Genomic DNA, 12755 nt, shown 5'->3' with positions numbered 1-12755 from the left:
CCGATCTTCCTCCGGGGCGCGCACCTCGCATCAGGCGGGGGTGACCTCCACCGGAAGCCGTTTGATGCCGTTAACGAAGTTGGAGCGGACCCTCGGGACCTCGCCGGTCAGGCGGATGTCGGCGAGGCGTGGAATCAACTCCTCGAACATGATGCGGACTTCGGTGCGCGCGAGCAGGTTGCCCAGGCACAGGTGGGGGCTGCCCTTGCCGAAGGTGACGTGGTCGTTGTCGGTGCGGGTCACGTCGAAGGCGTACGGGTCGGTGAAGACCCGCTCGTCGCGGTTGCCGGATGCGTACCACATGACGACCTTGTCTCCCTCCCTGATCCGCTTGCCGCCGAGTTCGACGTCGCGGGTCGCGGTGCGGCGGAAGTGGTAGACGGGCGAGGCCCAGCGCAGGAACTCCTCCACCGCGCCCGGGATGAGGGAGGGCTCGCGGCGGAGCCGGTCGAGCTGGTCGGGGTGCTGGATCAGGGCCAGCATGGTGTGCGAGATGGCGTGCCGGGTGGTCTCGTTTCCCGCGACGACGAGCAGCAGGAAGTAGTTGTCGAAGTCCTGGGAACTGAGCGGGACCTGGTCGCGCGGGGTTTCGTTGACGAGGCGCGAGACGAGGTCGGTGCCGTGGCCGCCGCGGCGTCGGCGGGCGAGTTCGCGACCGTACTCGAAGACCTCGATGGAGGCGGGCGAGCGGAACGGCAGGTCCCGGTACCGCTCGCTCTCCGCGCTGTCGAGGAGCACATCCGCGTAGTCGGGGTCGGTGTGGCCGATGATGCGGTTGCCCCAGTCGATGAGCCGCCGGTTGTCCTCGGGCGGCACGTCCAGGAGCCGGGCGAGGACGTTGATGGGGAAGTCGGCGGACACGTGCTCCACGAAGTCGAAGCTCTTCCTGGGCAGCGCCGCGTCCAGGGTGGTCGCGGTCAGACCGCGCAGGAAGTCGGCATAGCCGTTGATCACGTTCTGCCCGAACTGGCGCTGGAGCAGGCCGCGCAGCGCCCGATGGCGCGCCCCGTCCATTTCGAGGATGGAGGCCCGCTTCTTGATCTGGTCGTCGTCGAGCTCTTCGAGATTGACGAACCGGGTGGAGGTGAACGTGTCGGCGTCCCGGTCGACGCGGACGATGTCCTCGTGGCGGGTGAGCGCCCAGAACCCGGAGTTGGGGGCCGGCTCGGGCTGCCAGTGGACGGGGTCCCAGTGACGCAGGGTGTGGAACATGCGCCACGGGGTGATGCCGTCGGTGAACCGGCCGAGGTCGGCGAGGTCGACGTCGTCGAGGGGCATCGGGTCGAACGCGGCGGGGCTTGCCTCGGCCATGGGGGCTCCTTGCTTGCTCCTTGAGCTGAGATGCGGCGGGGGCGCGGGCGGCGTGCGCGGCCCTGCGGGTCACCGGTGGTACACAGGGAAGGTCTGGCAGCTTCCACCGTTCACAGGTGGTACGCGTACTCCGTGAACTCCCAATCGGTGACGTGCTGTTGGAAGCGTTCGACCTCGTTGCGCTTGTACGCCAGGTAGGCCGCGGTGAAGTCCTTGCCGAGGATTCCCGTGAGCGCGGTGTCCGCTTCGAGGGCGTCGAGCGCGGTCGGCAGGCAGTCCGGAAGAAGGGCGGACCTCGCGGTGTCGTAGCCGTACCCCTCCAACGGCGCGGGCGGCTCGTCCCCGGCCTGGATGCCGAGCAGGGCCGCGGCGACGGTCGCGGCGATGAGCACATACGGGTTGGCGCTCGCGTCGCCGAGCCGCAGTTCGAGCCGGGATCCCGCTCCGCGCTCGGGCGGGATGCGGACCATCGCGCTGCGGTTGTCCAGGCCCCAGTCGACGAGCCAGGGGGCCACCGTGTCGGGCCCGAAGCGCTTGTACGAGTTGACCGTCGGATTGACCAGGGCGGCCAGCGCCGGCGCGTGCGCGAGCAGCCCCGCGACGGCGTGCCGCGCGGTGTCGGAGAGTCCGTAGGGGCCGGTGGGGTCGTCGAAGACGTTGCGGGTCTCCCCTCCCTCGCTCGCATCGCAGGACAGGTGCACGTGGAAGCCCGAGCCGCCCGCGTCGTTGAAGGGCTTGGCCATGAAGGTGGCGAGCCTGCCCTCCTTGCGGGCGAGTTCCTTGACGGCGGCCTTGAGCCGAAAGGCGCGGTCGGCGGCGCCGAGCGCCTCGGAGTGCACGAGGTTGATCTCGAACTGCGCGCCGTCGAATTCGTGGTTTCCGTGGGTGATCCCGATGCCGAGATCGCGCAGCAGCCGCAGGGTCCGCAGGAGGTGGTTGTCGGGGTCGGCGCGCAGTCCCGCGGTGTAGACGGCGCCCGCGGCGCAGCTGTAGCGCCGCCAGCCGCCGGGCGCGCCGGGGGCCGGATCGCACAGGAAGTATTCGAGCTCCGGTCCCGCGATCGGGCGCAGCCCGTGTTCCGCGCAGCGGGCGAGCACCGCGCGCAGCAGGGCGCGGGGGGATTCGGGGACGGGCGCGCCGGTCGCCGGGTCGGTCACGTCGCCCAGGCAGGAGGCGACGCCGGGTTCCCACGGCAGGGTGAGGAGCGTGTCGAGGTCTGGGCGTACGACGATGTCGGGGAGCCCGGCGTCCAGGCCGCCCGCGATCGGGACGACATCGCCCTGGGGGCTGGTGTGGTAGACGGCGCGGCAGAAGGAGAGGCCGTGCGAGCAGGCCGCGGGCAGCTGGTCGAGGAGTATGTCCCGGGCGCGGTCGGTGCCGATGAGGTCGGGGTACGTCACCCGGACCACATCGACGCCCTCGACGGACAGCCGCTCCGTGAACTGGCTTGCCTCTGAAGGTACTTGAGCACTCACCGACGTCTCCTCGGGCTGAGCGCACGCTATTGGTTTGGCTTCAAACGGTATGGATGCGGGGCGCCCACCGCAAGGGGTTGCGCGCCTCTCCGAAGGGGTGAACGCGCACCTCCCCGCAAGGGGATGCGCGCATGAACTCACGCCCCCTGCAAGGGCATTGACCCCCTGGCGACACGTCTCTATGTTGTTTGGTGTCAAACGAGTTCGGTCGAGCGGTTCGATCGAGCAGCTTGGTCAAACGGCTCGTCTACACAGTTCGGTCACAGGGAGTCGGCCCATGAAGGTCGCCGTCGACATGAACAAGTGCCAGGACCACGGGCAGTGTGTGTTCGCCGCCCCGGACGTCTTCCGCCTCGACGACAGCGGGCGGCTCGCCTACCTCAGCGATCCCGGTGACGCGTTCCGCGCCGACGTCGAGGAGGCCGCCGACGTCTGTCCGATGCAGGCCATCCGGATCGAGGCCTGAGCACCGTGGCCGCGCGCGTGGTCGTGGCCGGGGCGTCGCTGGGCGGGCTGCGCGCCGCCGAGCAGTTGCGCGCCGTCGGCTGGACCGGGCCGATCACGGCGGTCGGCGACGAGCCCCACATGCCCTACAACCGGCCCCCGCTCTCCAAGCGCGTCCTCGCCGGAACGGCGCCCTTCGCCTCGCTGGCCCTCACTCCGCGGGCGAACACCGCCGATGTGGAGTGGAGGCTGGGGACGAGGGTGACGGGCGCCCGGCTGCGGGACCGCGTCGTCGTCCTCGACGACGGCGAAGAGCTCGACTTCGACGGCCTGGTCGTCGCGACCGGTCTGCGCGCGCGGCGGCTGCGCTGCCCGGGACCGTCAGGACCGGGCAGCGGCCGCCATACGGTCCGCACGCTGGCCGACATACGCGCACTCCGGGCCGAACTCGCCCTGCCCGGCGTGCGGTTGGTGGTGACAGGCGCGGGGTTCATCGGCTGCGAGGTGGCCGCCACCGCCGTCGGTCTCGGCGTCGCCGAGGTGACCGTGGTCGATGTCGAGCCCCTGCCGATGCTGCGCCCGCTCGGCGAGTTCCTCGCCCGGGCGCTGCTGCGCCGACATGAGGAACGCGGGGTGCGATTCGCGCTGGGGACAGGAGTCGCCGGGTTCGAGGGCGATGGCCGTGTGACGGGGGTCGTCCTGAGCGACGGGCGGGTCCTGCCGGCCGACGTGGTCGTCGAGTCGGTCGGCTCGGTCGCCAACACCGAGTGGTTGGCGGGCAACGGCCTCGACCTGTCCGACGGCGTACTCACCGATGAGCACCTGAGGGCGCGGCGCGGCGCCGACGGGGCGGCCACGGCGGGCGGAGGGGCATTCCGCGTGGGCTCCGAGGCGGGCGGACGGGCATTCGGCGTGGCTTCCGAGGCGGGCGGCGGGTCGGCACGTGGCGCCTCGCACGAGGCGGGCGCACCGCCGTACGGCACGACAGCAGACGCGGGCTGCCTCCCCTACGTGGTCGCCGTCGGTGACATCGCCCGCTTCCCCAACGCCCGGTACGACGGCGTTCCGCGCCGGGTCGAGCACTGGTCGATACCGGGTGACACGGCAAGGCACGCCGCAAAGGTGCTGACAGCGCAACTGTGCTCACAGCCCGTCGATTTCGCACCCTTCGCCCCTCTCCCTTCCTTCTGGAGCGACCAGTACGACTTCCGGCTCCAGTCCTTCGGCTCGCCCGAGCTCGGGCACGACGACGTCCGGCTGCTCGACGGAGAGGCGGACGGCGACATGCTGGTGGGCTACCACCGCGACGGACGCCTCGTCGGCGTGGTGGGGCTCGGCGGTCCGGCCGCCGCCGCGGCCGCCGCCCGGCACCGTTCCCTCCTCCTCGAAAGGCCCGCCCTCAGCCCGCAAGGAGCCGCCTCGTGAGCAGCGTCCGTGGCTATTTCCACCCGAAGACGGCGACCGGCGAATCGTCCATCGTCCCCGCTCCCCCGTGGCACTACTCGGGCGACGTCCTCACGGTCGAATACCGCACGGACCCGGAGCGCGTACGTGAACTCCTGCCCCATCCACTGGAGTTGGCGGCCGAGGACCCGGGTGCGGTCGCGCTCGTCTGGGCGGACTGGCAGTCCTGTTCGGCGTCAAGGGATGAGCTCCTCGACCCGGTGCGGGCCCAGTACAAGGAGACGCTCGCGGTCGTGCGCTGCTCGTACCGGGGGCAGGTCTATTCGCGCTGCGTGTACATCTGGGTCGACAAGGACTTCGCGGTCGTACGCGGCTTCCACCAGGGTTATCCGAAGAAGCTGGGCTCGGTCCATCAGACCCGGCCGCACCCGTTCGGGCCGGCGCCCCGGATCGAGGCCGGTGCCCGCTTCGGGGCCACCCTCGCGGCGGCCGACCGCAGGCTGGCCCAGGCCGTGGTGACGCTGCGTCAGCCCTCTCCGACGGGCGGCTTCGTGAACGCACACCCGATGGCTCATCACCGCTGGCTGCCCTCCATCGAGAAAGGCAAGGGGCTCGCCCTCGACGAGCTGGTCGAGTCCGGCACCGCGTCCTTCGAGGCGGGGCAGGCGTGGGCGGGGGACGCCGACCTCGAACTCTTCGACTCCCCCACCGAAGAGTTGGCCCGCCTCGCGGTGCGGGAGCCGATCGCGGCGTACTACCGGCAGGTCGGCGTCGTGTGGGACGGAGGCAGACTCCTCGAATCCAACACCTCGGGAGCCGAATAACTCCCATGTATTTCATACCCAGTTGGAGGCACTTGTGCCGATCGGTCGGAGGACGGACATGACGAGTGAGCACACCGCCGCCGTCGCCGGGGTCGCCGTCGACACGCGGCACTGGATCGGCGGCGCGCGCGTCGGCTCCCCCACCGCCTTCACCGATGTCTCGCCGGTCGACGGCCGCGTGCTCGCGGGGGTGGCTCGCGGCTCCTCCTTCGAGGCCGGCGCTGCGGTGGCCGCCGCGAAGGCCGCCTTCCCCGGCTGGGCGGCCACCCCCCGCGCCGAGCGGGCCCGCATCCTGCACGCCATCGCCGACGGCGTACAGAAGCGGTCCGAGGACCTCGCCCAGGTCGAGACCCTCGACAACGGCGCGCTGCTCCGCTCACACCGGCGCGGGGTGATGCCGAGGGTGGCGCACAACTTCCGGTTCTTCGCCGACCGGCTGCTCACCCTGGACCTCGACGACTTCGCGACCCCGGCCGGAGCCGTCAACCACGTCTCCTGGGACCCGGCGGGGCCGTGTGTGCTGATCACGCCCTGGAACGCGCCGCTGATGCTGGCCACCTGGAAGGTCGCGCCCGCGCTCGCCGCCGGGAACACCGTGATCCTCAAGCCCGCCGAGTGGTCACCGCTCACCGCCTCACTGCTCGCCGACATCGCGGCGGACGCCGGACTCCCGCCCGGCGTCCTCAACGTCGTCCAGGGGTACGGCGGCGAAGCGGGCGCCGCGCTGGTCTCCCACCCGGACGTGCGCCGCATCGGCTTCACCGGGTCGGCGCCCACCGCCCGCCGCATCGCGGCTGCGGCGGCCGGACACCTCACCCCGCTGAGCCTTGAACTGGGCGGAAAATCTCCGCTGTTGGTGTTCGCGGACGCCGATCTCGATCTGGCTGTCGACCTGGCCGTGGAGCAGTACGACAACGCGGGGCAGGTGTGCCTGGCCGCCACCCGGCTGCTTGTCGAGCACAGCGTCGCGACGGAGTTCACGTCACGGTTCGTGGCGAAGGCCGCCCGGCTCCGGCAGGGCGACCCGCGCGACGAGACCACCGACATCGGGCCCCTGATCCATCCCGCCCAGCTGGAGAAGGTCGACGGATTCGTACGGCGCGCGGTGGCGTCCGGGGCACAGGCCCTGCTCGGCGGCACGCCCAACGTCGAGCTCGGCGGCACCTACTACCGCCCCACCCTGCTCATCGATGTCGCGCAGGACAGCGAGATCGTCCAGGAGGAGGTGTTCGGCCCGGTCCTCACGCTCCAGACCTTCGCGGACGAGGACGAGGCACTGGAGCTGGCCAACGGCACCCGCTTCGGGCTCGCCGCGACCGTCGTCACCTCGGATACCGGGCGGGCCCGGCGAGTGAGCGAACGGCTCGTGGCGGGCACGGTCTGGGTGAACTGCTTCTTCGTACGCGATCTACGGGCCCCCTTCGGCGGCTCGCGAGCGTCCGGCATCGGCCGCGAGGGCGGCACGTGGAGCTTCGACTTCTTCTGCGACATCAAGAACACCGTCACCTCACCGGGGAGTTGAGGACCATGGGCGAAATCGTCGGGGCGGGTCTGCTCGCGCACGTGCCCACCATCGTGCTGCCCGAGCCGGTGCGGCGCGAACTCAACGAGGGCGAGGAGATCACCCTCGTCACCGGTCTGCGACAACTGCGCGAGGACGTGTTCGAGAGCGACCGCTACGACACGGTGGTGGTCCTCGACTCGCACTGGGCGACCACGGTTGAGTTCGTCGTCACCGCGCAGAGTCGGCGCGCGGGCCTGTTCACCTCGGAGGAGCTCCCCCGAGGCATGTGCCGGATGCGGTACGACTTCCCCGGCGACCCTCAACTCGCCTATCAAATAGCCGAGTTCGCGGACCGGCACGGCACCTGGATCACCGCTGTCGACGATCCGTACCTTCCGGTGCACTACGCCACCGTGAACCTGTGGAAGTTCCTCGGCGAAGGGCTGCCCGACAAGCGGTGGGTGTCCATCGGCGTGTGCCAGACCGGTGACATGGAGGACCATCTCCGGCTCGGCCGCGCGCTCGCGGACGGCATCGCCGCGACGCCCGGCCGCAGGGTCCTGCTCATCGCGTCCGGCGCCCTGTCGCACACCTTCTGGCCCCTGCGCGAACTGCGCGACCACGAGGCGAGCGATCCCTCCCACATCCGTACGCCCGAAGCCCGCGCGGCCGACGTCGAGCGCATCGGCTGGTTCAAGGAGGGGCGCCACGCCAAGGTGCTCGAAACCATGCCGGAATTCCGGGAGTTCAGGCCCGAGGCGCGCTTCGCGCACTACCTGATGATGGCGGGCGCGCTCGGCGCCGAGGCCTGCACCGCGCCCGGCCGCCAGTACGGAGCGTACGAGAACTCGATCGGCACCGGGCAGGTCCACCTGTGGTTCGACCGGCCCGCCGACGGCTGGACCGGCACGGGCCTGCCGGCGCCCGCTGCCCCGCGCCACCCGCACCGACGCAGCCGGGAGGCCTGACATGACCGAGTACCGCCGCATCCTGCTCGACGGGTCGCCCGTCCAGGTCGTGCGCGAAGGGGACGAGCTCGTCGCCGGGGACGGGCGCCGGGTGAAGGCCGACGAGGCCGCGCATCTGCCACCCGTCACTCCCTCGAAGGTGGTCGCGGTCCACCTCAACCACCGGACCAGAGTCGAGGAGTTCGGGTCCCCACTCCCCGCCACACCCACCTACTTCCACAAACCGGTCTCGGCCCTCAACTCCCACCGGGGCGCGGTCGTGCGCCCGGCGGGCTGCAAGTGGCTGAACTACGAGGGCGAGGTGGCCATCGTCATCGGCAGGACCGCCCGCAACATCGCGCCCGAGGAGGCGGCCTCGTACATCGTGGGATACACCGTGGGCAACGACTTCGGACTGCACGACTTCCGCGACACCGACGCCGGCTCGATGCTGCGCGTCAAGGGCTCCGACACCCTGTGCCCGCTCGGACCGGGGGTCGTCACCGGCTGGGACTTCCGCCACAAGCGCCTGCGCACCTACGTCAACGGCAAGGTGGCGCAGGACGGTTCGACCGACGAGATGAGGTGGGACATGCACTACCTGGTGGCCGACATCGCCCGCACCATCACGCTGCTGCCCGGCGATGTGCTCCTGTCGGGGACTCCGGCGGGCTCCCGTCCTGTACAGCCGGGAGACGTCGTCGAGGTCGAGGTCGAAGGGCTCGGGCGGCTCACCAGCCACATCGTCGCGGGGCCGACGCCCATCCGCGCCGACGTCGGCGCCCAGCCCACCGAGTCCGAGGAGGTACTGTCCACGGCGCTCGGCGGGGACTGGGAGTTCCGCGGCATTCGGGCGCCGCGCCGATAGGGCGCCCCCATACGGGCACCGCACCGGGCATGCCACGGGGACGCCCGGCGCGGTGCTGCACCACCTCGGAGCCCGTGTCCGAATCCCGCCCGGGCCTGCGTTGCCCGACGGGGTCCGGACGCAGGCTCTCCCCCCACCCGCAGACCGAGCCCTGACAGGTGATCCGCGTGGACGGCAGGACGGCCGCAAGACAACCCGCTGAGCAGGACTCCCCCACCGCCGGACGGCTCAAGCCGAACGCGCTCGGCGTGCTCGGCATCCTCTTCCTGGTCCTGTCGGCACAGGCGCCGCTGACCGGCATCGCGGGCACGGTCCCGCTCTCCGTCGGCCTGGGCGACGGGCCCGGCGTGCCCGCCGCGTACGTCGCAGCGGGCGCGGTGATCCTGCTGTTCTCCGTCGGCTTCGTCGCGATGGGCCGCCATGTGGTCGATGCGGGGGCCTTCTACACGTACATCGGCCGGGGCCTCGGCCGTACCTCCGGCGCGGGCAGCGCGGCCGTCGCGCTGTTCGCGTACTGCACCGTCCAGGCCGCGATGTACGGCCTCTACGGGGCGACCGTGAGCGGGATCGTCGAGGTGCACACGGGGTTCGAACTGCCTTGGTGGGTATGGGGGTTGGCCACCATGGCCGTCGTGCAGGCGCTCGGCGCGACCGGCATCGAGATGGGGGCCAGGGTCCTCGCGGTGTTCGTCCTCGCGGAGATGAGCGTGCTGCTCGCCTTCGGCCTGGTGACGCTGTTCCGGGGCGGCGGACCCGAGGGGCTCGGCTTCACGCACAGCTTCTCGGCGGGCGCGGCGCTCAAGGGCGCTCCGGGGGTGGCTTTGATGTTCGCGGTGGCGTCGATGTTCGGCTTCGAGGCGACCGCGATCTACGGCGAGGAGGCGCGCGATCCGCACCGCACCGTGCCGCGGGCCACCTACCTGTCGATCGTCGTAGTGACCGTCTTCTTCGCCTTCACCTCGTGGATGGTGGTGTCGTCGTACGGTGCTTCCGGCGCGGCCGGGGCCGCGGGCAAGGCGCTGGCGGGCGGTGACGGTTCGGCGTTCGTGTTCGCGCCGATCACGGGGCGATTCGGCGGCTGGGCGAACGACGTGCTGCCGGTCCTGCTCGCCACCTCCCTGTTCGCGGGGATGCTCGCCTTCCACAACTCCGCGAACCGCTATCTGTTCTCGCTCAGCAGGGAAGGCCTGCTTCCGCGCGGCCTGCGCACGCTGAACCGGCGGCACTCGCCCTGGGTGGCGGGCAGCGTGCAGACGACGATCGCCGTGCTGCTCGTCATGCCGTTCGCACTGGCCGGCAAGGACCCGGTGCTCACCCTGTTCTCCTGGTTCAGCGGGGTGGCGGTGCTCGCGATGATGCTGCTGTACTTCCTGACCTCCGTGTCGGTGATCGTCTTCTTCCGCCGCGAGCGGCTCGACACCCGGCCCTGGAACACACTGATCGCCCCGATGCTGGGCGCGCTCGGCCTGGCGGGCGCCGTCTGGCTGATCCTGGCCAACCTGACGACCCTCATCGGCGGCGACCGGGCCACGGCGACGTGGCTCGCGCTGGCCGTGCCGGGGGTCTTGGCGCTGGGGGCGGGGGCGGCGCGGCTCGTTCGTGGCAGAGCGGGGTGAATGCTGTGGTGCGGCCGGGGGGCGCGGTTTTCGGCCCGGCCGACGATCCGGGGGTGGAATGCGATGAGCTTCGCCGGGCGACCGGGGGCCGCGTTGCCGGTCCTGTCTGTCCGGGGCGGAACGCCGTGAGCCGCATCGCCGCGCGCCGCCCGCTGGTCGCGGTCCCGGCTCGCTTCGCGGCCTCCACGTCGGCGCTGCGGTACGCGGCCGAGGTCAACGCCCGTGCGCTGATCGAGGCGGTGTGGCGGGCGGGCGGCGAGCCGGTCACCCTGCATCCTCACGCGCCGGGCGGCCGGGCGGATCCGGCCGAGGTGGGCGCCCGGCTCGCCCGCTTCGACGGCGTCCTGCTGCCCGGGGGTGGAGACATCGCCCCGGTACGGTACGCCGCCGAGCCCCATGCCGGTGGGTACGACATCGATGCCGAGCAGGACGGCTTCGACCTCGAAGTGACGTACCGGGCACTGGAGTTGGGTCTTCCGCTCCTTGCGGTCTGCCGGGGTCTACAGGTCGTCAACGTCGCGCTGGGCGGCACGCTGGACCAGGACATGGGCGGGGCTGCGGGCTCCCACCGGCACTACGTGCACCGGGTGGCCGTCCGGCCCGGCACACTTCTCGCGCGGGCGGCGGGCGCGACGAAGGTGACCGCGTCCTGCTATCACCACCAGCGGGTCGACCGTCTCGGCATGGGCCTGACGGTCACCGCGCGTGCGGCCGACGACACGGTGGAGGGGCTTGAACTCCCGGCCCACCGGGGTTGGTTCGTCGCGGTGCAGTGGCATCCGGAGGATACGGCGCGAGGGGATGCGGCGCAGCGGGGGGTGTTCGGGGCGTTCGTGCGGGCGGCGGCCCGCGTGACGGAGGTTTGACCCCGAGGAGCCTGCCCATCCGCCCGCCCGTGCAAGGGGTGGGGTGGTTCGGCTCCTGGCGCTGCGCCCCAGCCCCCTGCGGGGACTCCGTCCCCTGCACCCCTCTCGGAGGCTCCGCCCCGGACCCCCGTTCGCGCCCGAACGGCGCTCGTCCTCAAACGCCGGACAGGCTAGGAGTGGGCTGGGTATGCCCGCATGGAAGCCCTGCCAAGTCCAGCGCCGCTGGGGGCGCGGGGAACTGCGCGACCAGCCCCGCACGGTCCGCAGCCGAATGACCGCCCAACACGCCAGCCCCGGAGGGTTGCGGGAAGGGATGGGGTGGGGGGCCGACGGGGTCGGGGCGGAGCCCCGGCACCCCCTACTCCGGCGGCCCGAGTCGCTCAGGCCCCCTGCCCCCTAGCGCGCCGCCCGCTGCGCCGCGGCGCCGGATCCGCCCCGCCCAGGAGCTCGCGCCTCCGCCCCTCCCCCTGCTCCTCGACCTGAAGCACAACCCGCCGCAGCCCGTCCGCGACCCTGCGGCACTCCGCATCGTCCAACTGCCCGGTGACAAAGGCCTCTTCCTCGTTGAAGCGCGGGAACAGGCCCTGCATCAACGCCTCCCCCTCACCGGTGAGGCTCAGCAGCACGAGCCTGCCGTCGGTCGGGTGGCCGGCCCGTTTCACCAGGCCCCGCGCCTCCAGCGTGCGGGCGACCCCGGTGAGCGTGCCCTTGGAGATGCCCGCCTCCTCCGCGACGTGCCGGGTCTCCGACTCGCCCCAGATCCACACCACCCAGAGCACGACGAACGCGGTCCACGTCAGATCGCAGCCGCGCAGCACGGAGTTCTCCAGATGCTGGCGCACCGCCGAGGCCGCTCGGTAGATGTTGGCCACCACGGCCATCTGGTCATGGCGGATCGGCGCACCGCCGAGCTTCGCCTGCGCCAGCTGCTCTGCTTCGGTGATGGATCGCCGGCCGGGCACGGGCCACACCCCTTCGACGCCGCGGGGGCGGCATGGTTCGAAGACATCGTTCGGACTCGAATTGTACGAACGCGGCGCACAAGCCGTCCCGCCCTTGGACGTGACAGCTTCGCACCCCCTCGACCCCGGCCCCCGCGGTCAACCGAACCGCACGCTCAGCGGCAGCCGTACGCCGAAGCTGAGGGTCTGCCCCGGCTGTGCCGCATCGAGGAATTGATTCGGATCGCATTCCGCGTCCTCGTACAGAATGGCAGTGCTGTTCGTACCGTTGTGGACACTCAGTGCCTCGCCGCTGAGGATGAAGCAGAAATGGTCGGGCGGATTGTCGATGGTGGTGAATCCCCCGGTGTCCGCACGCTGATAGCTGAAGCTTCCGGTGGCGGCCTGGGCATCGGTGCAGAGCCCGGCCATCGCCGTGAACAGCGACATCGCCGCACCCGCGACCAGAACCGACCTGGTCACCCTCTTACTCGTAAACACCCGCCTGAGTACACGAATGGGTCCACCACTGGATACACGGCTGTCTACACGACC

11 protein-coding genes and 1 pseudogene are annotated in these 12755 nt (G+C 71.3%); 8 read left to right on the top strand and 4 right to left on the bottom strand.

Annotated features, from left to right (window positions below; translation table 11 throughout):
- Positions 1-30: 30 nt before the first annotated feature.
- Positions 31-1311, bottom strand: coding sequence for a cytochrome P450 (locus IE206_RS13980; protein ID WP_189962450.1), 1281 nt, complete (start codon positions 1309-1311; stop codon positions 31-33).
- A 110-nt stretch (positions 1312-1421) separates the two neighbouring features.
- A complete protein-coding gene (locus IE206_RS13975) occupies positions 1422-2786 on the bottom strand; it encodes a glutamine synthetase family protein (protein ID WP_226599488.1) in 1365 nt (454 codons plus the stop codon).
- 277 nt (positions 2787-3063) lie between these two features.
- Between IE206_RS13975 and IE206_RS13970 the strand changes: the two genes are divergently transcribed.
- The 8 genes and pseudogenes from IE206_RS13970 (at position 3064) to IE206_RS13935 (ending at position 11259) form a co-directional block, all read left to right on the top strand.
- Positions 3064-3252 (top strand): ferredoxin, encoded by a 189-nt coding sequence (locus IE206_RS13970; protein WP_189962449.1) that lies wholly within the window; start codon positions 3064-3066, stop codon positions 3250-3252.
- A gap of 5 nt (positions 3253-3257) precedes the next feature.
- Positions 3258-4655 carry an NAD(P)/FAD-dependent oxidoreductase gene (locus tag IE206_RS42415; protein ID WP_226599489.1) on the top strand — a complete coding sequence of 466 codons (1398 nt, stop codon included), beginning with the start codon at positions 3258-3260 and terminating at the stop codon, positions 4653-4655.
- Complete coding sequence (locus IE206_RS13960) at positions 4652-5458, top strand: acetoacetate decarboxylase family protein (protein WP_189962448.1); 807 nt, start codon at positions 4652-4654, stop codon at positions 5456-5458. Before IE206_RS42415 ends, IE206_RS13960 begins: the two co-directional genes overlap by 4 nt.
- A 58-nt stretch (positions 5459-5516) precedes the next feature.
- Positions 5517-6990: pseudogene (locus IE206_RS13955) on the top strand (aldehyde dehydrogenase); the annotation flags it as partial.
- Positions 6986-7930 (top strand): 3,4-dihydroxyphenylacetate 2,3-dioxygenase, encoded by a 945-nt coding sequence (locus IE206_RS13950; RefSeq protein WP_189962446.1) that lies wholly within the window; start codon positions 6986-6988, stop codon positions 7928-7930. The pseudogene IE206_RS13955 and the gene IE206_RS13950, both read left to right, overlap by 5 nt.
- Position 7931: 1 nt before the next feature.
- Entirely contained in the window at positions 7932-8777 is an 846-nt protein-coding gene (locus tag IE206_RS13945; protein ID WP_189962445.1) for a fumarylacetoacetate hydrolase family protein, read from the top strand.
- A 167-nt stretch (positions 8778-8944) separates the two neighbouring features.
- Positions 8945-10393: an APC family permease gene (locus tag IE206_RS13940; RefSeq protein WP_189962444.1), complete on the top strand. Its 1449-nt coding sequence runs from the start codon at positions 8945-8947 to the stop codon at positions 10391-10393.
- 125 nt (positions 10394-10518) lie between these two features.
- Complete coding sequence (locus tag IE206_RS13935) at positions 10519-11259, top strand: gamma-glutamyl-gamma-aminobutyrate hydrolase family protein (protein ID WP_226599490.1); 741 nt, start codon at positions 10519-10521, stop codon at positions 11257-11259.
- Between the two features lie 380 nt (positions 11260-11639).
- Here IE206_RS13935 and IE206_RS13930 read toward each other — a convergent pair whose 3' ends face one another.
- Positions 11640-12221, bottom strand: a complete 582-nt coding sequence (locus IE206_RS13930; RefSeq protein ID WP_189962443.1) for a MarR family winged helix-turn-helix transcriptional regulator — start codon at positions 12219-12221, stop codon at positions 11640-11642.
- A gap of 138 nt (positions 12222-12359) precedes the next feature.
- On the bottom strand, positions 12360-12650 hold the full coding sequence (locus tag IE206_RS13925) for a hypothetical protein (protein WP_189962442.1): 291 nt from the start codon (positions 12648-12650) through the stop codon (positions 12360-12362).
- Positions 12651-12755: the final 105 nt, after the last annotated feature.

Origin of the sequence: Streptomyces violascens (assembly GCF_014649955.1) — a bacterium.
GTDB classification, from domain to species: domain Bacteria; phylum Actinomycetota; class Actinomycetes; order Streptomycetales; family Streptomycetaceae; genus Streptomyces; species Streptomyces violascens.
This window is presented reverse-complemented; position numbering and strand designations above follow the sequence as displayed.

Excerpts from the sequence above, each read along its gene's own strand:
- IE206_RS13980 (WP_189962450.1), bottom strand. The coding sequence starts at position 1,311 with ATGGCCGAGGCAAGCCCCGCCGCGTTCGACCCGATGCCCCTCGACGAC.
- IE206_RS13970 (WP_189962449.1), top strand. The coding sequence starts at position 3,064 with ATGAAGGTCGCCGTCGACATGAACAAGTGCCAGGACCACGGGCAGTGT.
- IE206_RS13950 (WP_189962446.1), top strand. The coding sequence starts at position 6,986 with ATGGGCGAAATCGTCGGGGCGGGTCTGCTCGCGCACGTGCCCACCATC.
- IE206_RS13945 (WP_189962445.1), top strand. The coding sequence starts at position 7,932 with ATGACCGAGTACCGCCGCATCCTGCTCGACGGGTCGCCCGTCCAGGTC.
- IE206_RS13925 (WP_189962442.1), bottom strand. The coding sequence starts at position 12,650 with ATGTCGCTGTTCACGGCGATGGCCGGGCTCTGCACCGATGCCCAGGCC.